Origin of the sequence: Candidatus Arsenophonus nilaparvatae (genome assembly GCF_045346035.1) — a bacterium.
Classification (GTDB): Bacteria; Pseudomonadota; Gammaproteobacteria; order Enterobacterales; family Enterobacteriaceae; genus Arsenophonus; species Arsenophonus nilaparvatae.
In genome coordinates, this window is sequence record NZ_CP158508.1 from 54883 (window position 1) to 76079 (window position 21197).

The 21197-nt window shown below is 43.6% G+C and carries 16 protein-coding genes and 1 pseudogene; 1 reads left to right on the forward strand and 16 read right to left on the reverse strand.

The window, feature by feature from the left end:
- Positions 1–4 precede the first annotated feature (4 nt).
- From WH390_RS14775 to traF, 13 genes and pseudogenes are all read right to left on the reverse strand, one after another.
- Positions 5–1261, reverse strand: coding sequence for a PTS ascorbate transporter subunit IIC (locus WH390_RS14775; protein ID WP_395971481.1), 1257 nt, complete (start codon positions 1259–1261; stop codon positions 5–7).
- An 8-nt stretch (positions 1262–1269) separates the two neighbouring features.
- Complete coding sequence (locus WH390_RS14780; protein WP_395971483.1) at positions 1270–1557, reverse strand: PTS sugar transporter subunit IIB; 288 nt, start codon at positions 1555–1557, stop codon at positions 1270–1272.
- Between the two features lie 28 nt (positions 1558–1585).
- On the reverse strand, positions 1586–2029 hold the full coding sequence (locus tag WH390_RS14785; protein ID WP_310510753.1) for a PTS sugar transporter subunit IIA: 444 nt from the start codon (positions 2027–2029) through the stop codon (positions 1586–1588).
- 158 nt (positions 2030–2187) lie between these two features.
- Positions 2188–7134: a MobF family relaxase gene (gene mobF, locus WH390_RS14790; RefSeq protein WP_395971485.1), complete on the reverse strand. Its 4947-nt coding sequence runs from the start codon at positions 7132–7134 to the stop codon at positions 2188–2190.
- Between the two features lie 11 nt (positions 7135–7145).
- Positions 7146–9233 (reverse strand): type IV conjugative transfer system coupling protein TraD, encoded by a 2088-nt coding sequence (gene traD, locus WH390_RS14795; RefSeq protein ID WP_395971487.1) that lies wholly within the window; start codon positions 9231–9233, stop codon positions 7146–7148.
- Positions 9234–9315: 82 nt separating this feature from the next.
- Entirely contained in the window at positions 9316–10056 is a 741-nt protein-coding gene (gene traT / locus WH390_RS14800; protein ID WP_395971489.1) for a complement resistance protein TraT, read from the reverse strand.
- A gap of 90 nt (positions 10057–10146) precedes the next feature.
- Positions 10147–10818: a hypothetical protein gene (locus WH390_RS14805; RefSeq protein ID WP_395971491.1), complete on the reverse strand. Its 672-nt coding sequence runs from the start codon at positions 10816–10818 to the stop codon at positions 10147–10149.
- Entirely contained in the window at positions 10815–13631 is a 2817-nt protein-coding gene (gene traG, locus WH390_RS14810; RefSeq protein ID WP_395971493.1) for a conjugal transfer mating-pair stabilization protein TraG, read from the reverse strand. The genes WH390_RS14805 and traG overlap by 4 nt, the downstream gene beginning before the upstream one ends.
- A complete protein-coding gene (locus WH390_RS14815) occupies positions 13632–14156 on the reverse strand; it encodes a conjugal transfer protein TraH (RefSeq protein WP_406850753.1) in 525 nt (174 codons plus the stop codon).
- A 226-nt stretch (positions 14157–14382) separates the two neighbouring features.
- Positions 14383–15598 (reverse strand): annotated as a pseudogene (locus tag WH390_RS14820) (IS91 family transposase).
- Positions 15599–15827: 229 nt separating this feature from the next.
- On the reverse strand, positions 15828–16700 hold the full coding sequence (locus WH390_RS14825; RefSeq protein WP_395971497.1) for a conjugal transfer protein TraH: 873 nt from the start codon (positions 16698–16700) through the stop codon (positions 15828–15830).
- Positions 16697–17224 (reverse strand): type-F conjugative transfer system pilin assembly thiol-disulfide isomerase TrbB, encoded by a 528-nt coding sequence (gene trbB / locus WH390_RS14830; RefSeq protein WP_395971499.1) that lies wholly within the window; start codon positions 17222–17224, stop codon positions 16697–16699. Before trbB ends, WH390_RS14825 begins: the two co-directional genes overlap by 4 nt.
- A 2-nt stretch (positions 17225–17226) precedes the next feature.
- Positions 17227–17904, reverse strand: a complete 678-nt coding sequence (traF, locus tag WH390_RS14835) for a type-F conjugative transfer system pilin assembly protein TraF (RefSeq protein ID WP_406850762.1) — start codon at positions 17902–17904, stop codon at positions 17227–17229.
- Here traF and WH390_RS14840 point away from each other — a divergent pair.
- Positions 17841–17990 (forward strand): hypothetical protein, encoded by a 150-nt coding sequence (locus WH390_RS14840; protein WP_406850765.1) that lies wholly within the window; start codon positions 17841–17843, stop codon positions 17988–17990. The two genes, traF and WH390_RS14840, sit on opposite strands and share 64 nt — an antisense overlap.
- On the opposite strand, the gene traN is transcribed toward WH390_RS14840, so the two are convergent.
- Genes traN through traU form a run of 3 tightly spaced genes read right to left on the reverse strand, consistent with a single transcriptional unit; the run spans position 17985 to position 21196 of the window.
- Entirely contained in the window at positions 17985–19784 is a 1800-nt protein-coding gene (traN, locus tag WH390_RS14845; protein ID WP_395971503.1) for a type-F conjugative transfer system mating-pair stabilization protein TraN, read from the reverse strand. The two genes, WH390_RS14840 and traN, sit on opposite strands and share 6 nt — an antisense overlap.
- Positions 19777–20199 carry a type-F conjugative transfer system pilin assembly protein TrbC gene (gene trbC / locus WH390_RS14850; protein ID WP_395971505.1) on the reverse strand — a complete coding sequence of 141 codons (423 nt, stop codon included), beginning with the start codon at positions 20197–20199 and terminating at the stop codon, positions 19777–19779. The genes traN and trbC overlap by 8 nt, the downstream gene beginning before the upstream one ends.
- A gap of 10 nt (positions 20200–20209) precedes the next feature.
- Positions 20210–21196: a conjugal transfer pilus assembly protein TraU gene (gene traU / locus WH390_RS14855; protein WP_395971591.1), complete on the reverse strand. Its 987-nt coding sequence runs from the start codon at positions 21194–21196 to the stop codon at positions 20210–20212.
- Position 21197: the final 1 nt, after the last annotated feature.

Sequence of the window (21197 nt, forward strand, 5' to 3'; positions counted from 1 at the left end):
TGGATTATCTGACAATTATTCCTAATAATATTCCAACAGCACTAAAATCAGCATCACTAAATGTTGTGTTGGCAATACCAACATTTCCAAGTATAGGTAATAAGAATACAGGCAGGAAGGTAATTAATAAACCTTGAGCGAAAGCGCCTAAAATAGCCCCTCGACGTCCACCAGTTGCATTCCCGAATACTCCTGCTGCTGCGCCAACAAAAAAATGAGGAACGACCCCTGGAATAATCACAGTCATATTAAGTGTATACAAGATGAACATACCAATAACACCTGCTGTGAAACTACTTAAGAATCCAATAAGAACAGCGTTTGGCGCATACGGGAAAACAACCGGACAGTCCAATGCAGGTTTTGCATTTGGTACTAGTTTATCTGAGATCCCTTTAAATGCTGGCACAATTTCAGCTATCACCATACGAACACCTTGTAGAATAATATAAACACCGGCAGCGAAAGTAATAGATTGCATTAGTGATAACATAAATCCACTTTTCCCTTCGCTTATTTCTCTGACCTGTTCATCTCCTGCAAATAAACAGGTAATAAGAAAAATAATGGCCATAGTAAAAGATATGGCAACGGGTGTATCGCGTAAAAATAGTAGACTTTTAGGTACCTTCATTTCTTCTGTAGAATGGGCTTTATTCCCAAATTTACTACCAATAAAACCCGCTAATACATAAGAAATAGTTGAAAAGTGACCAATAGCAACATCATCGGATCCTGTGATTTTTTTCACATATGAATGAGCGATGGCAGGGAAGAACACCATACAAAAACCGACTACTAAGGAACCAATCATCACCAACATAGCCCCTTCAAAACCCGCCGTCGCCAGAATAACCGCAACCATCATTGACATGAATAAGGTATGATGACCCGTTAAGAAAATAAATTTCCAAGGCGTAAAACGAGCAATGAAAATATTAATAACCATAGAGAAAAACATGATCATCGCCATTTCTTTACCAAAAGATTTTTGTGCGATAGAAACAATGGCTTCATTATTCGGTACAACGCCATGAGTATTAAATGCAAGTTGGAATATTGCTGAGAAATAACCTAATGAATTAACAACTAACCCTGCCCCAGCACCCAGAATAACAAACCCCATAATGGTTTTTACGGTACCTTTAATACATTCAGTGACGGTTTTTTTTTGTATGATTAATCCAATTAATGCGATAGAACCGACCAGAATAGCTGGTTCAGATAACACATCTTGCATCAGGAAACGAAAAAATGTCATACTGCCCCCTACAGCGCCCCCAGTTCAATCAATGCAGCTGATATACGTTCTTTCATTGCAGTTTTATCTATCATATTGCTTAACGAGACAATTTTTCCATTTACATCTTGTGCAACCAATTGTTCTGCAATATCAGCCGTACCGACAAAAATATCGCTTTTAGTTCCTTTTGCTGATCCTAAATCAACATGATCAACATTAGCTTCGATGCCAAGGTCTTTCAGGATCGTTTTAATGCTCATTTCCATCATTAGACTAGTACCTAAGCCATTTCCACAAACTACGGTGATTTTCATTATACTATCCTTATTTTTAGTCTATTAGTTAGTATTTGCTGATGACAGATAAAATATCCTCTATATTATCTGCATTCATTAACTTCTCTACGTCATGTTGATTATCAAAAAGCTCTGAAAGTTGAGCGATGGCGTCAATATGACTATTGCTGTCTGTTGCTGCAAGAACAAAAAGTAATTTGATGGGATCATTTTCATTTACATCGAAATTAACCCCATTTTTGATTACAGTTAGTCCTAAAGAAAGTTGATTTACGCCATCTTCCGGTCTGGCATGAGGCATAGCGATGCCAGGTCCTACAACATAATATGGCCCAATAGATTTGTGAGATTGAATAATTGCTTCCACGTATTGGGGTTCAATTGAACCATTATCAATTAATGGCTGACAGGATTTGATTACTGCATCACCCCAATCTTTTGTATTTTGGAGCACTTGAACAACATCTGAGGTTAATAATGTTTTTAGCATCTCTTTTCTCCCGAAGATGCAGACTTCATTTGTTTAGAAATTAGGTTTTAGTAACCTCAATATTATGCGAGCAAAGGACTGTATTATTAGTTAACTATCGATCATTTATACAATATCTGTCAAATCAGCTTTCAGCTACTACACATTAACGCAATGAGTTAATCACCGTACTCTTTTTCTTTAATTTTTTGTTTTTCTTCATGATGCAAAATATTGCCTTCATCGTTATCTAATCGTTTAGACTCTTTATCCGAGTCTACCTCGTCTATCGATAGATTGTCTTCGGTTGGCAAGGAAAATTCATCTGCATTCATCAATTTTTCAGCATCAACATTCTCAGGTAATTTGCTCTCTTCATCTTTAAGTAATGTATCATTGATGTCAAGGTTTAACGCTTTGTCTATATCACTAACAGAAAGACTTTCTTCTACTGCAGTTGCCAATTCATTGTTTTGTGCTGTTTCCTGCGTAATTTCTACTACGATGGTAGTATCCGTTTCTATTTGTTGTAGTGCGCCTGGTAACTGGTCAGTCTGATAGATTTTGGGTTCGACACCCTCATCGCCCTTCTGGAGAATGATGTACTTACCTTCTTTAGCACCCTGATAGCGGGCTTTTTCAAAATCAATATTGCCCGTATAAATCCCCACCGGCAAATGGTAGTTGCCGCGGTGAATACCATTTTCATTAACAACCGGTAATAAGATTTCAGGGGATTTATTGAGGGTGCTTAATCTTCCTGTCTCGGCGATTATGGTGTCTACTTTTTTCGCTAATGCGGTTTGGGTGATAACTTTGCTTTGTTCCCACACGTTTTTTTCACTCACTGCACGCTGGTCATCCTGACGTTTGATAAAATCATGGGCTGAAAAGCGCTCACCGCTATGGGTTTCAATGTGTTTTATCCATTTATCTTCATCGTCCAGATAAACCTGTACATGGGCTTTACTACGGGAAAATTCGACATAGGTATTATCCAGCGCGGCCAGTTTTGCTTTGTTGTCACTCGCACCATCATACACAATCACATAAGGCACGGATGCACCCTGTGAAGCATAAGCGGTAACGGCATAGGTATAATCAAGATGTCTGTCGCTCATCTCTTGATTGGGCTGATAGGTTAACGTCTTGCCATTAAAATCAATTAACAGGGTATCGTCTTCGATTTTTTTGATTATCCCCAACTCATTATTTGCCGCCATGCGTTCTTTATCGGTGACGGTCAGCCTAATTTTTTCGCCTGGACTGACGGTTATCGTCTGCGCTTGATACAATGTGATGGTATCCGGATTAAGGGTTATGACTGACAGATAACGCTCTTGCTGATTGTCAGACTGGTGCAGTGAAAGGGTACCATCTGCTGACGTTTCATTAATGTGATAATAGGTTTGATTGATTTTGGCGATGTTACCGGTGTTTGTTTGCCAAAAATCCACGGTTTTGATGTCAGCGGCAGCGTGATTAATACGTTGCAAGGTGGGGATAGCCAGGCTTTGCTTGTCATCTGGGTAAAGTGTTTGATGAATCGCTTCATTAATGGCTGTTCTGTCACGATTTAATGGGGTGACAATCAGGGTGTTATCCTGTGCGTCTTTTGTTCTACTGGTAAAATCATTTACAATCGTGGCTATTTTTTCCTCCTGCGTTTTCCCTTTGAAGTCAACCACTGAATTAGCTGGAATATCATTATTTTTCATACGCATTACGGTATCTGGCTGCACGCTATTAATGACAGAGAGCGATTGTTTGATATTGCCTGCTATTACGGCTTCGATTGCGGGTTTTAATTCCGGATTTTGTCGAACAATTTCACGCATCACTATGGTGTCTGCGGCACTGCGCTCTAGCGTGACTTTAAATGGTACGCCACTTTCAAAAGATTTGAGTTGCTGTCGGTCACCGGAAAGCACAATGCGGCCTGATTTTTCGGTAATGGTTTTTAATAAGGTGGCATAGGTTTTATTGCCTATCATTGAGCTTTCATCAATGATAAACAGGGTATTCTTAAAGTTGGTTTCGTTATTATTTTCATTCAGAAAACTGGCAATGGTCTGGGATGGAATACCGGCTTCTTTAAGTCCTGCCACCGCTTTGTGGGTGGGGGCGAGTCCCATTAGCGTGATGTCGGGTCTATTCTGTTTGAGGGATGTTGCCACGGTTTTAAACTGGGTGGTTTTTCCTACGCCTGCATAACCCTGAATGGCGATAATCTGGTCAGAGGAACGCAAGACTTTCTCTGTGGCTTTTTGTTGTCCTTGTGTGAGTCCAGTGGTGTCAATAGGCAAATTTTGTTTAATCAGGGGTAACTGGGTATTTTTACCTTTTAAAATCTGTTTAAGTATGAGTGATTCTCTTTCAAAGGTTGATTTTTCAATAAAATTCCCCATCAGTGTGTTAAAACTGCCACCAATAGCGATAAAATCGCCTTGTTTTAACTGTTTTTCAAACTGAGCGGCAATCTGTTCAATGGATGTATGAGGTAATAACTGAACCGCTTTTGTGATGGCTGCTGCACCATTAAAAAAGACCTTTGAACCGGTTACTTTATCGATAGCAATCTCGATGGCTTTTTGTATATCAGCTTGCGGATTTTGTTTTGCGGTCTGGTTGTTTATTACCTTATAAAAATCGGTTTTTTCTGCACTGATGGTTTCCATTTTTACATCGTTAAAGGCCATTTTTTTATTAATAGTGGCTTTATCGTGTCCAGTGATGGCAATGACCGTTTTGCCGCTGCGCTTAATCTGATTAATCGTGTTATCGTTGAGTTCTCGGTCATTGGTGATAGCAATCACCGTTTTGGTTTTTGACAAGCGCTTTCCTAACGATTCACAGTAATAGTACGCTAATGAGGCTCCGGTTTTCGGTGAAAAGGAAAAGGTCTTGCCGTGATTATCTTCCAGGATGACTTTATCCCGAAACAAAAAATTTCCTTTTCTTATCTGGCTGACGGTAAAGGCTTTACCGGCAGGAATATTGTCACCAAATCGCCGCTCTGATTTCACTTTATCCCCCATCCGTAGCTCTAAGTTTTCGGTCTTATACAGTTGATAGTGATTTGATATTTTATTGATAGGGAGCTGCGTATAACAGCCGTCACCATTTAATAACACAAGGGTGTTGGTCTTTTTGTCGATGTCCTTAATTAAAAAGGTTTCCTTCTGCTCGCCGTTAATTCTTTCTAATTGATTACCAACCTGATAGGTATTGCGGTTGTTACGATTTGAAGCATCGAGAAACACTGATTTTCGCGTTGAAATGGTGACAGATTGCGATGACAGCAATCCTTTTTCTATTAATGTGTTACGGACTCTATGTGTTATCTCAGCATTCAGTTTATTACTCCCTGTCTGAATGATAGCCTCTTTGTTGGTGGCGTGTAACAGAGAATAATAGTTTGCCGCAAGCTGTGCTCTGTCTCTTTTGTCGACTTTTTCGACAAAATAAAGCCGTTTGCTGGTATTGACCTGATGACAGTTAATCGTTGGGATAGTAAGGTTACTGACAATCTGTTTCATCAATCCAGCTTCTGAACCTGCTGTGCTATCAAAAATAATCGCGTTCGCATTGTGGTAGTTTACGGTTTGCAGTAGAAATTTCATCTTATCAAGCCCTATCTTTTCGGACTGATAGACGCTTAATAGGCTATTTTTGACAACCCTTTCATTCTGTCTGATTTCTTTTAACGTCATTACATTTATGTCATTTTTAAGCTCGGCAACCAAATTGTTTTTGGTTGTCACATTCGGCACGACAATAATATGGGGTTGTCGATTTTCCTTTGCCAGCGTCTGAATCTGGGAAAGCGTGCTGAGATGGTGATTTGCATCCCCTTTTAGATTGACAACATTGACTGCCGCATTATTTTTTACCAGACGGGTTGTCAACGGGCTGGCTTGTGTTGAGGTTAACCCACTTTCTTTGGCGCTTAAGTGAGTTATTAACTGTGATACGGCGTTTTCTTCTTTTAGCTGATGGGGAGTTGTTAAGGCGGTACCTTCTCTATTAACCGGAATTAAAGCCCCTTCATCCAAAAAATGTCCAATTTCAGCTCTTATGCTATTTATCATGCCAGATTCATAAGGTATCTGACTAATCACCTGTGTTAAGAGTTTGTCATAGGTGAATCTGTGGTGATGCATTTCCAGTGACTGAATGGCATTTTTAACGGCTTGTTGCAGCGTAATTTGTTGTTGCCGGTCGATTTTTTCATGTATTACTGGTTTAATGATGGTATTTTTATCAAATCCGGTGGCCTGTAACTTTTGTTTCCATTCCTGACGGACGGTTTCAATATTGGAAAAATCTTTTTTCTGGCGAGTATCTAAAGTGGCCACCATTTTTTGTTTTGCGGTTGCCTTTTCACCTACCGCTGCAATGATTTCCTTTCGGCGACTGGAGAAAATCTCGGTGGGTACGCCTTTTATTTCCCATTGACCGTTTTGACCTACTGCAATAAACTGATAGCCCTGTCCGGTTAGTTCTTCCTTCAAGAACTGACGATATAATGCGCCTAATGCCACCTGATTATTCCAAGTCACCTCAACAAATCCCTGACCCATTTGACGGTCTGATGATAGCGTTTTCCACTCACCCTGCTTGTTTTGTGTGACATTGGCAATTACCGCATGCGTATGGAGTTGTGGGTCAAGGTTTCGGCTGGTGTCATGCAAAAAAAGGGTGGAGACTAAATTACCCGTGTTTTCAAAGGTGCTGACACCCTGATGCATGGTACGGGTAGAGACCATCCGCTCTATCTCATTAAGGGCTTTTGTTACCGCATTTTTATGTGCTTCAACTACTTTTTTATCTTCGACCACCAATGCCAGTACGGAAACGCTTTTTGGTGCGGAAAAGGTAAAGTCGTAACCGGCACGATGGGTGTTTTTGCCTTTTGATACATGCGTCATATCGCTGCCATCCGGTAACTTACCGTCAAGCACCTGTAAAAAATCGTTTTTATTCACACTGCCGGTTAAACCTAATATTTTTGCCCCTGTGCCATACCACTGGGTGTTATCCGCGCCGTTAAAATAGTAATTATCCTTTTCTTCATAATAACTGGCTGCACCGGCAGAGCTGGTAATTTTATTAACGGTCAACATATCGACTTTCCTTACACCGATTTTTCATGCTCGATTTTTCGCGGGTTATTGTTGTTGATGTCCTGATATTCATCGAGAGGAACGTTAGTGGTAATGGCTTCATGATAAAGGTTTCTTGGTGCCACATCATCTGATGTTGATGCTTCCCAAGGCAAAGTGATGTCGGTTCCTGATGGTAAATCATCGTTAGCCGTCGACGTAGAAGCTTCCTCTTCATTTTTATTACCTTCGCCGCTGTTGGTGTTTGCTTTTTTGTTATTATTGAACGTGTTGCTGGCAATGGCCTCAGCTTTATTTTCAATTCCCGATTTATTCAGTTCCTGCTCAATCTGGTTATCAAAAATGGCGGAGACATCACGCTCGATTTTCCCTGCGGCAATCGTTTTATATTGTTTATGTTCCAGCGTGAGTTTAACAATCGGCACATTCCCGCGGAGTGAGACAAAGCACTCCAAGTCATCCAGATTCTGAATATCGGAGAAGCTGACAATTTTTTCACGAGTATCTTCTTTCGAAAAGTTCACCCCATCCCGAATAGTATCCACGCCGTAGCTATACTGGTCGCGGAATTTCAATAAACGAGTTTCACCCAGTTCTTTTTGTACCCACTCGGCCACACTGCCACTGGGGGCACGAAAATACAAGGTGGTATTCGCCAAATCCCAGATATTGCGAGCGTCATGAGCACCATAGTTTGCTTCCAGTTGCGAGAAGTTTTGAATGCTGATAAGGGTTGCCCCACCAAATTTACGGGCTTCGGAGAGATAATCGCTAATGACCGGCAGTTTATGAAGACTCGGTAATTCATCTAACACTGTCCAGATACGACTTTCTCTGCTTGGTGTTAACGCCAGTACCGATTGCATGGTGAGATTGAGCCAGGTGCTGATTAACGGTTTTAAGGCAGTATGTAAGCGACCATCACTCGAGATAAAAATCCAGGCATCTTCATCGGCATTTTGCACCCATTCCCGAATAGAGAAAGGTGGCTTGCCTTCTTTTTCCAATCCCTGACAGTAGCGCAAGGCTTTGACATAAGCACTTAACACGGTACGGATGGTCATCGACGTTTTTTCAATACTGCCATCGACCAGATTGGCCGCATCGGTGCCCTGTACAAAATCATGCAACTCGGACAGTGAAATGGACAATAACCGTTGCAATAGTTTTTTAATCGAACGGTCAGGGTGGGGGCGCATATGCTCAGCGGTCGCCACAAACAACAGGCGAGCAGACATCAGCCAGAACGGGTCACCACTTGCATCAGGCAATAACGGCAGCGCAAAGGTTTCAAAATCGGCGCGGTCTTGGCACTCTCTCCATAAATCCCAGTTCGGGCAACGTGCATCCATTGGGTTTAAGATGATATCTTTGCCTTCGCGATAAAAAAGCGGAATAAAGTTATTACCTTTATCGTAGATAATGGCTCTTTTCCCCTGATTTCTTACTTGCATTAACAGGTCATTAATCACCGTACTTTTCCCTGTGCCGACGGTGCCATGCAGCCCAATATTTTGTTGTTCGCTGTTTTCAACCAGGTGCAAATCCCCAATCTTAAGCGATGAGAGTTTTCCTTTGGCTTTTAAAAACTGGTTAATTTCTTTCACTGACCCTGCCAGATAACGACCGCCGATAATCTCATTTTTCCGCTGTTGCGCGCCTTTTTTACCTAACCACCAGAACACCGCCACAATCAAGCCAACAAAGGTAAAGGAGGCGACTCCCCACGCCCAGAATGCGGCGTCTTTCAATAACACATAGCAATGAATAAAATACCTATCGAGGCGTACCTCGCGGGAGGTTTTTTCAAATTCAACCACCTGACCGGTTCGGGGATTTAACCAGTGGAAGGTGAAGGTGCCTCCTTCGCTAGTGCCAATCGCTTCCTGTAGCGGTATCACTAGGGTATCCATTGCCCAATAGGATAACCCGTGTATCATCTTCTCAAACGGGATTTGAAAGGCTATGGTGGTAAAAAAGACCATCACCGTGGCGATAATTACCCAGAACGCCACGATATTGGCAATCTGCATAAACATCGCCACCATGTATTTAATCACCTGACCACCCTGGGTCATGTTTCTGGCATCAAGACTCATAATTACGGTTCCTTAGCAACAGGAAGCCCAATTTTCTATCAAGAAAGTTTTAATTATTGGGCTTTTTAAGACGGGAAAGAAATTAAAGAATATTGGCAATACTTTTCGCTAACTGGTTTTCCAGCTCCGGTTTTGCTTCTTCAAATTTCAGGTTGACCTTGTTGGCATTGGACACAATCCGCGTTTGGTATTTATGACGGTTGGTGGTTTCGGTGCTGGTTTGAAGTTTAGCGCCTGAGGTGCCTTGCTGTAGACTTGCCACATCATTGACCGTCACTTTCGTGCCGCTGCTTAATGCGCTAATCTGCAAATCGGTGATCATGGTGTAATTTACATCTTCCACCATCGCATCGACCGCCGCGCCAACCAGCCCTGCGGCTAATCCCACACCTAATGCGCCGCCGGTGGAATCGACGTTATAAGCCATCGCACTTGCGCCCACCGCTGCGCCAAGGGCAGCCCCTTCATAACCTTGCGATAAAAAGCGCTGGGCATCTCTTAAATCCATCTTATCGGCCTTTAACACATTGGCCTGTATCCAGTAATAGGCGGCATTGGGATTATTCACCACCGTATAGCCTTTTGCTTCCACCGCTCTTCTAATTAAGCTCGCCAAATCTGACATATCTTTATCGGAGGTGTTTTTAATTTGCAGGTAAACGGTTTTCTGAGAAGCCGGATCTAACCAGATGGTTTCACTCATTTGGGTTTTTACTTCGAGATTGCGTTTTTTCACTGCCGTGCTGACTGCACTACAGCCTGTTATAGCCACAGATGTCGATATTAAACTAACCAGCAATAAACGCTTAAAAGGGTGTGCCATTTTTAATTAACTCCTTGTTAAAGGTATAAGAGATTACTTGAACAAGATGCTGTTCAAGTAACATTCTGATAAAAAAAGGTTATCTAAGGATTAACTGTCACGACGGCTATAGTCATCATGATCAAACCCGCTTGTCGTGCTGAAATCATTGTCATAGTGACTAGATGAATTAAGTGATGAATCATCATATGAACTATCAAAAGAATAGGAAGATAAAGATCCGCCTATATCATAACTGCCGGAACCGTACATATTTCCCGCACAATCTGAACCACATCCACTCATTGATAGCCCTGTGGCTGGATTAGTATCTAATCTATCAGAGATCTCTTCATCAAAAAGATTGCTATTTGCGTGTTCACTATTGAAAGGAGAAAAGTTATGTGATGAATGATCTGAATATCTATTCCGTTGCCAATCTTGAGGGGCGTAAGAAAAAAGAATGGCGCCAGCAATAAATAATGAAATAATTGCGGATAGTATTATCCCCCCATAGATAACTTCGGAAAACACATATCCATCATTTTTTGCGGATATCTCTAAAAATTCTCTTGAGAGAATTAAAATATTTCCGATAAAAAAACCAACTAACAGTGGGTATTTGAATACTTTTTCACTTTCACGCCAATTTTTTGAAAAAAAACAAAATAAAGCGCTCAGGTTAATGACGCTCATGGCGATCATCGAGGAGGCTTGCTTAAAGTAGAACAAAAATAGTGTTTCGAGGATGACTATTGTGATGATAAATGCAATAAATCTCATTCTGATTTTCCTCCTTTATCCTCGTACCTTTTAAGATTAGCGGATTTTTCCTTATTTATCGCCTTCTCATTGGCGGTTATTTTATCCTGCGTGGGTGCCACGTTATGCCCAAAATCGGTTTTTTCTGCCCGTATTGCTTTTGCGTATTCACCGGTATTGGCTTCTGCGGATTCAAGTAGACTGACTTTATTGCTTTCACCGGTTTCGGGGTTAACAATAGTCTGGTGTTGCCGGATTTGACCTTTATCGGCTTGCGTTTCCAATTGTGCCGCATTTTGATTAAAGCCGGCTGGATTATATTGGCTGGCATCGTGAGATACCTGCATACCCTGATAATGACTGGCCACTACCGTTTGACTGGCAAAGTGATTATGGCGGATATCGTCGGCTATCCGATCGCTAAACTCGCTGACCAGCGCTTCACGTTGCGCCCTGACCGCAGGTGTTCCCGCATCCGCTAATACACGACCTGCTTCCGCTTCACCTAAACGCGAATACGCAAACTGGGTAAACTCCTGCTCCAGGCGGTGCGAAGCACTTAAACGTTCGGTTTCGGTTAAATTGGCTTGTTCTGATATGCGCTGTTCTTTAGTTTTACTGGCCGTAAATCCGGCAAAGTTTTCACTGGTATTTTGCAGTGAGGCTCTTAGATCTCTGACTAAAGAACGGGTTTCCGAATTAGAGATGCGACTAATTTCATCGTCCGTCATATTCTTAATAACGGTTGCTGACTGACTCGATGCGAAATCTTTTGCCACTTGCATATCTTCGCTGGTTTTATTGCTTTTTGACGCAGAGTCTGTATTAGTGTCTCGCCATTCATGATTGTACCTTGCGTTAGCATCTAATTCCGCGCTGGCTTTTGCGTTTGATGATCCCTTGCTAACACTCAGGCTTCCTTTTGCCCCAAATCCAAAACCGGCAACATCGGTACTATCGGTTGAAGTTCTATCCTCTCTGGATGTACTGTTATTTGAAGACATAGCTTCTTTTGCATATTGGGATTGTCGTTGAACATCTTCAATCGCCTGGCGCTGTTCACTGGATAATTTACTGTCTTGCGATCCCTGCTTACTAAACTGGTTACTGAGCGCCGTTGAGATATTGTAGGTGTCCGATATGGCACTTTTTAAGCCCTGATGGTAACTTTCACTTTCCTGGTGTTGACTGCTTAAGGCTTTGCTAAAACTGGTGTCAAGCATCGAACTGGTGTCCAGACTAAACGGCAGTTTCGAGATGGCTTGCGTGGTATCGACAATATGCTGGCCACTTTGTGTGGTGCTAATCATCGCCCCGTTATCGATTTGCTGGCTGGAGAGTCCCGCTTTGAAACTCCAGTTTAAATCCGTTTTAAAGCCGTTGATGTTCTCCACCTGCATATTGGCCATATTGTAATTGCCACTTGCCACCGCTGACGCATCTGCGGTCGTCGCCCCTGCCAGAGCATTACCCAGATAGGAGCCGGCACTGGCAATCTGTTGGCCGAGGGAGGTGAAGAGTTTGAAACTTAAAAACGGAATAGACATCATCATCCAGCCGGCAATCCCTGCCGTGGTGCTGCCGGTCTGGGTGAGTCTGTCCAGATTAGAAAACGTCACATTTTCGCCATTTAGCGTGGTTGCCATCATGAAGTTGTAAACATGATTAAAGATAGCAAACATTACAGGCCATAACATGAGGCTGCCCATAATGTTAAGGTAATTAATTATCACTTTGTACGTTATTTCTCTCACAAAAAGCGCTAAAGCCATAATCGGAAACAGGGAAATGCAGAGCAACATCAACACGGTATTGAGTTGCGGCAGCATTTCACTGGCCAGATGATAACTGGCCTGATGGGATAAGCGCATTTTGGCCAGCGATTGCTCGGTGGTCATGAGATTTAACCCTGCTGGGTCATTCATGGCGGCTGCGTAGGCGTTAAAGCCTTTTCTCAAGCCCGCTATCATGATGTTCTGTTTTAAAATATCCGCCGCACTTTGGCTTGCTTTCATAAAGTAGTTGTAGCTGCCTTCGAGCATATGCGGTAACACCACCGAGGCATCGTGGCGGCCTGGAAAGAGTTTACGTGCATAAAACATCAGCGTGCTGCCGGTGCCTGTGGTATCGAGATTAAGCAGCGCTTTAAGTTTTACCGTGGCTTGCTGACAGGTCATAAACTGACTGCGTGCCCCTTCGGTGTTCTCAGCCTCCCACCCCTGATAATAAATGCCTCTTAAGGGACTCGGTTTTGAGAAAATCAGACTATAAATATCGCGGGTGTTGAGTAGCTGGCTTAAACTGTATTTGTGGTTTAGCTGGATATCAGGGATGACACAGTTTTTCACGTATTCACTGAAATTGGCATTAATCTCAGGGCTGTGACTGTGAAAGGTTAATGATTCCTGCATCAGTTTCTGGCCAAACATCAAGCCCGTTTTGCTATAGGCGACGCTCTCTGGCAGATGGAAAAAATCATCATAAAAGGTCGCAACGGAATGCCCGATACCGGTCAGTAACCAAAGTGGCGTGGCCAATCCTACCGGCACATTATCCACCCGATTGATTTTATCGGGTCTGGTCAGGTCGTTGACCACCACGGTGACTTTGGGTGTGAGCAATAATGCTGTCACACAAACGAAGGTAAAGCCCCAGGCAAAAAGCCCTTTTAGGTCATGGGTTTTCACATACGTCATGACACACGTTAAAATACCCAAGGTTTCTGCCAAATAAAGCAGCCCACCCCAAGTGCGGTGATTGGCCATGGCTGCCACCGCATTTAAGGTTTGGGTTACCATATCGCCGCCACTGATAAACCAGGTATCTAATACCATTTACCCTCCAAACTGATAGTTGCTCATCAATCGGGCAGACAACCCTGATGAAAGTTGCTGGCGCAAATAGTGCAAATTGCGCTCAAGCTCCAGCAGATGACTTTGATTAATGCGCATTTTGGTTAAGCGCTGCGCCATTTTTTCGCGCACGGTTTTAAGGCTGTTTTGAAACTGTCTGTTTTCTTCTTCGGTATTGAGGCTGCCGGCTCCTGCCACCTCTACCAAATCAATCAGACCGTCGATATAGCTCACCACCATGTCGCTGGCGATGTACTCAGCCAGCGACGTGACAATCGATTCATCGAGGCTTAACGAGGCACTGTCAATCACGTAGCGCAGGATTTGGACGCGGGTACTGCCAATCAAGGCCGTTTCCTTATCGGTTAACGCCGCATCAGTAGTGGATTTTTTAAACAGGCTTGATAATAACTTTTGGATTTGTGCTATCATACTCTTGTTGGTCGGTACGGTGATTTTGCTTTTGGTCGGTTTCAGGCACTGGGTGACATTATCACAACGATACACTTCCGTTGAACCACCCTTTAGAATGGTGTTCAAAATAAATGTATAAGAATTTCAAAAATAATTTAACGAAAAATTAACATTAATTATTAAGCAGCATAACGGGTATCAAACGTGATTTTTTTCTTTTTGAGGCGAGAGAAAGATTTGTCAATAAGCGGTAATGATGTTTTTATGAACAATATGAGTTAACTTTGTACAATTGAGTGGATTTTAAGTAGATCTCCCCTTACCCCAAAAAGGGGACGTAACGCATTCGAGCAATCTCTAAAGCATGATCGACTAATTGAGCTATCCTCAATCCTTCGATAAAACGAGAAAATTTCATCCTGCCACCACAAAGAATGCAACTAAACGGATCGACTCCTAAAAACCGCTGGCTTAGCAGGGTAAAAGTCATCGAACGTTTTCTTTTGAATGCCGATTGTCCCACTGCTTTTCTAACAATATCGAGTAATTTTCCCACCACTCGATTTGCCAAAAACCAAAATAACGGATCATCCGAAAATGTTTCTCGGGGATCTGTTTGATAAGCCGTAAAATTAATTCTTTCTGGGTTAAATCTAAATTTTTATAATGACCGGTATTATGGTCGAAAAACCGCAACGTAATGCGACTTCCTCCATCATAATGCGCTAGCCTTGCGCCAGAGACTGGCGGTTTCTTCAGGTAACGCCCAATATACTTTGCTGTTTTTTGGGCATTGGATGTCGGGTCGGCAAAATAAACATGCCAATAATCTTTACCTTCAGCATTTTTCCCTGCATTCAGAATAAACCGCTTCCACTCATCATAATCTCTTATGTGCTGTAAACTTTCAGGTAGGTAAATTTTCCCCAGACAGAAAGAAGATATTGTCGAATATTCCACATCCAACGTTTTCTGACTTTAGCGAGGTCAAATTGCATCGACTTCCATTTTTCATTTTGATTGATGCCGCCCATTGTCCATGAGAGATGAATATGCGTGTTCCAGTTTAGTTTTCTCCCATAGGTATGTAGCGCACCAAAAATACCCATTGTTAATCCCCGTTTTTTTGCTGCATAAAGTAAATTGTCCGCAGCAAACGGGAACAGTTTCCCTAGTAACCATCGATTCAATTCAAAGAGAAGCCAAAGACTATCCGGCATCGTAAACGTACCATGTTGCCATTCGACATCCGGTAAACGCATTATATTTGTGTCTATCCAAGTATCCGTGGCTTTTGTTCCACAGGATGGACAACCTCGTCCCTTGCAGGTAAAACAAACTAACTTCTGATGAGCACAATCTTCATTTTCACAACAGTATTGACGGAACCCCATCATCGTTGTGCCACAGGCTAACATTTTTGTTACCACCTCGATTTCAATATCTCTCAGTTGGGTAGTTTCCATGATCGCCGCCCATGCATTATTCCGCTCAAAAAGCAATTTTAACGGTTTGGGTTGAAAATCAGCTCTCATCGGGAAGTTAACTCACGGAAAAAAGAAACGAAATTAGCCATTTAACGATTAATAACTGTCATGTTTTAGGGTGAAAAAATAATCAATTTTAACGTTGCAGGATTATTTAACCAAATCTTATTTAACTAACCGACAAAACACGCTATAAAACGTCCTGTATCACTTTTTATGAAGAGATATACGATGGGTAATAGGGAATGATAGGTTTTTTTATTTGATAGCCTTAAAATCAATTACAGGCGGTTTTTTTATGTCTGTACTTACTGGTTATCGATTTGCAGCCGTAGGCTGATTCGTTCATCACACCGTCATTCGCTCCAAGCCCTGGTAATATTGATAACTCTCCCTGATTGCCATAAATCACGGTGCCAACCAGCGACATCATCAACTCCTTTAATTCCCTGTCTGAGCTTATAAACTGATTGATTTTCTCAAACGCACTCCAGGTTAAATTACGGTTGCGCGGTATACGCTTTTTCTCTTCGTCATTGGCATGGTTAAACACCTTATTAGTTTCATTGCCCACGCCACAGCCTTGACGGGAGGCTGCCCAATCGGCAAAAACGCTATGATTTCCTGCGATATCCTGACAGACGTGCTGGCTCGCTGCTTGTGATTTTGGCCATAGCCCGCCGACAATCCCTTGCGCCGCCTGACAGGTAGAAATGTTCATGTTGTTAATGTCCGAGGCGAGCTTTTGCAAATAATCCTTAACCGCCTTAACTTGCGGCAGTGCAGTTTCCAATGCCAAGTCAAACGCGTATCCGGCGGCATTACTTAAAATTTGTTTCGCCATCACCTTTATCTGGTCGGAGTTGATAAAACTAAATGACCCCAGATAAGCATCGATGCCACCGCAACCGGATTTCACTTCGGGTAAGGTGACCGAGATAAGCTGGATTTGTCGTACGGGATTACGCAGAAACAGTGACCCACCCGTGAGATAACCGGCTGCCTGTCCCTGCCACGCCGCTGCTTGCGTGACATTTGCGCCACTGCCGCTATTGAGCTCCTGGAAGAATTTGTTTAAATCTTCATTGATACCGGCATGCGTTGTGGCACAAAACAGCATCATGGCAATTAATTTGTATTGTTTTTTCATTGCAAGACTCCCAGTTTTTCAGCAAGCCCAAAAGACTGTTCCAGTCGGTTAACAAACATTTCTGCGCTCAGCATGCCTTGCGAAACCGGAATGGCCACCAGGGTTTGGGTATTAACGATAAAATCGGTGGGCGTCACCTGCGGTAATTCAGGGAAAAACTCCCCAATCACATCAGGGGTTACCGGTAATACGTTGGTAAAGGTGCTATCACCGAGTCCGTCAAAACTGTAGACAAAAACCGGAATACCCAGTTGCTGCACGACGCTATTCAGCACAGGGTTAAACTGCTGACAATACTGACAATCGGATTTCATGAAATGCACGATTTGCCAATGGGTGATATTAATCGCCTGTCCGTTTGATAAGCGAAAGGTCTGTGGTTTCGCTTTGGGCACTGTGCGCGGTTGCGTTGGGTTATTCCCTGCCCCTGTCTTGTGTTTTTCGAGTGCGGCGATTTCATCGAGCACGCTTGCAGCAATGGGTAATGTCATCAACAGCACTAAAAATGCGAGTATCGTTTTCATCATTAATCCCTCGGGGCAAAATCAGTCACGCGATTAAGCAGCCGTTTTGCTAAATCATCCTGGCTGATAAAGCCATAAGCCAGTGGATGGTAACTACCCGTGCTCGGGTCAACCAAAAAAAGGGCAGGGAAATAGCGAATTTGCATCCTGGCTGCCTGCCCTCGGTCTTTCTGGCTGTTAGGTAACTCAGGGGTTATCACACCATCGACACTAATTGGCATCACCGCCATCTGGTATTGCTGGGCAAATTCCCGCACCACTTGGGCTAATTTATTGTCCAACGGTACCTTGCCACGATAGAAGAAAAAGACCCCATAGCGTTCATTGACCGCTTTAATGGCACTAGCTTGTTCTTTGCGCTCGTTCGCATAAGACAAGGTTGCCGTGGCGTTGTAATGGGAATGCCGATTGTTGTAATCCAGTTCCGGTTTGAGTAGTAGCACCTTCTGCCAGGTGGCTGAAAACTGACTGGCGTTATCCGACCAGTAGTTTTGGAATGCCATCCAGCGCGCCAGTTTCTCCGGTGATTTCGGGTCAAGCACCGCGGCATTACGCAATTCATCGCCCAGCGCTTTGATTTTTTGCATGGTTTCCACCGCTGAAGGCGGTTTTTGCGGTGATGACAGTGCTTCCGGCGATTCCTGTTGCGGTGCAGGTTCGTTATACCAATGCCAGCCGATGGCAGGGGAGTAGTGATAACCATCGTCGGGCTTTGCGGTCACCATCGCCGATAACAGCACGCTGCTTAACAAAAGGCGTTTCATGATTTGCGCCCCTGTAACTCGTTTTTAATCTGCTGGCTGATTTTCTCAGTGAGCTTCTGACTGTCCGGTAGTTTCGTCTGGCTATTGAGTTCGTCATAGAATTCAGTGAAATCGAGGGTATCAAATTTCACCCGTTGCAACTCGTCAATGGTGAGTCCGCGACAATCAGGATGCTTCGCGCTACCAAATCCTACTCCTAGTTGACCACCCCGACCTTGGGATTGCACAATTTGCGCGAGCTTACTGTCAAACACACAATAACTGTGCTTTTTACGCAAACACACCCCTAACACGTCTTCAGCGCAAAACTCCCCCACATCAACTACCAATCCTTTTTCTTTGGCTTTACCAATCGCTTTTTCTTCACTGTCACAACTGGCCAGACCAATCTCATGCCCCCAACCGCTGCTTTTGCAGCAATTGCTAAAACCAATCGCGGTTTTACGACACGCCATCGGTTTACCGGTAAAGGCGCTGATATTTTTGCCGTCCCCACTGATGTCTTTACCGGCTTTCGCGAGTGCGGCTAATTGTGATACCGCTTCACCAAAATCATTGTTTTTACCGGAGGCAATAGCGGCACATTTGCCGTCTGAGCAGTAGAATTTGCCGCCACAGAGAAAGCCTTCCCCCTGGGTGGTTTGTTGACACTGGAATTTCACCGATTCTTTAACGCATAAATTGCCGATTTTCTGCAAACACTGGTGTGTCCCTTCACTGCAATTCGGGTCTTTTTCCCAACGACCACAGGTATTATCATCCCGTTCAGAGACGACCCACTCCTCGGATCCTTGCCAGCAAGGGAGCGTGACAGGATAACGTTTGCCGTCTTTAACGACATAACGGGTTTCGCCTTTTTGACTGCACCAGGCTTTTGTTTTGACCGCATTGCCTTTATCCACAGGGCAGTTCGCTGTCCAAACGACTTTTGGGTGCCAGATTGTCTCTTTGACTTTCACGGTAAAGCGCAAGGTTAATTTGGCGGGCTGATTAAAGTGATAGGCACCAGAGCTGCTTTTATCATTGTGTGAAAACGGGATTGGCTTGCCTTTAATGAATTGTCGGTTAGTTATTTTTAGCTCACCGCTAATAGATGCCTTCCCGCCGAGCCAATAAATAAAACTATCACCCATCCCTGAAATGCCCACACTGTGGTAGCAACGGTAACAACCTGGATAGGTGTAAGTCACTTTTTCTATTGTGCCATCCACATCCGGCGTGATAAGCGCAACAATCTGCCTTCCTTCTTTGTGATACGGTAGGTTTTGTAATTGATATTCTCGCGTGACGGTTCTGGTTTGCGTTTCACTTGTCCACTCAACGCTGGCTGTGTTGGTACAGGTGCTGACTATCGTTTTTCCCCGTTCGCAGACATGCTCTTTAAATGTCGATTGGCTAATGCTTTTTTTACTGCACTGCTCGGCACTGCCTGCGGTAATCCCTTCGGCATTTTCCTGAATGGTTTGGCTGTTTTTTACCATGTCCGATTGCCAGTCGATTTTATCCTTTGGATTATTGATATAGGTTTCCCGGGCGAGCTTGCCTAATTCACTGTCATTAAGGGACTGGTTGGCAGCATTACCTATTTTCGATGCATCTTGATAGAAATTTGCCTCATTGGGGTTAGGGGTAAAATTAGGTAATTCCTTTTGTGGCTGAAAATTCGTTAGCGCAGATTCCGTCTGCTTTTGCGTTTGTTCAGCCAGGTCATAACCTTCTTTCGCGGCACTATCCATATCGTTGGCAAAAGCCGATATCGCAAACATCAAAAGTGGCACGGTCAGTATTTTATTCATCACGACACGCTCCATGACGACTGATTTGCGTTAATCCTTCCTCCAACGCCACTGAGCCATACACAATATCAAATGTCTTGCCACAGCGTTTAACCATCGCAGGAACCTGGGTAATGCCATAGTAGTCAAAGCGCAGCGGATCAACCTGGATGCCCGCTACCTGATATTTTTGTATCAGATTAAGTAAGTAGCGGGCGGTTTTTTCCATACTGTTGTCAATCAGACCGTTGAAATAGACCGGGATCCCTTTTGCTTGCGCCGATTTTAATAAGGGCACTAGCGTTTTTTCTGGAATACTGGATGACAAAAAATAGGCGGTTTCTTGCTGTGTCCCTTCTAACGACATCCCTTCCTCTGCTTGTGTGGTGGTTGAAGTCAGCAAGATTAAGAGAGAGAGTAAGGTGAGTTTTCGCATCGTTATTCTCCTAAAGCAGTACACAGTTGCGTTTTTTCCACACCAGATAGCCGTAATTCTTTTTGGTATTGGGCATTTCTTTACCGGTTTGCCAGCGAATGACACTGCGACCGGTGGGATGACACTGATTGGCATCCGGCACGGGATTGACCATCTGATAACGATAACGGCTTTTGGGCATAATGACGGTCGGGTATTCCTGACACACCGCCTTGTTTTCGCCAATCGTGTCCCAAATCATGCCTTGGCGATGTAACTTAAAATTCATCCGCTCAGTGAGTAATAGCGCACTATTAATGCCACTGCTTTCTGAATAAATCGTCCCCGTAAACGGATACATCGAGCCGTGTGAACCCGCGCACCAAAAGAGCGCATCGAGTGGCAAGCGGGCTTCGCTGGCAATCGCATCAGCAGCACAGGCTAACTGCGCGATGCTGTTGCCAAACAGCATTGCCTCTGGATTGGTAAAAAGCGCCAGATTGTCGTCCATCCACATCGGGTCAAGTTCAGAAAGATAACCAATGTCATATTCCCCGCCTTGCATGCAGCCGATGGTGGTTAAGATATTAAGCCAGCTAATCAGCGGATATTTGTACCAGTGAACGTGGTACATGCCGCCTGGATTTTCATTCGCGCCTTTGGTGCCTTTTCCCATGCCAATTTGTCCTATCGGAATGGTGAAACCACCCATATTGACCATGCACATCGGTGAGCGCGTCACATCGGTCATAGCAAACGGCTCCCAGAAACCTATCGCCAGACCAATGCGCTGAAATAACGGCGGGGGCGCAGGACATAGCTGAATCGGTGAGGAAGGATTACGAGTATCCGGTAGACTACTGCTATTTAAACTGATATCACCAAGGCTGATTGGAAACAGACAACGCCAGCAGATATCGGTAATGGGATTAACCCAACGACCCTCACACAATGACGCTTTCGCCGATAACATCGGGTTAAATAGCAAAAAAGCGAACATTAAGTGCAAGCGGCGCATT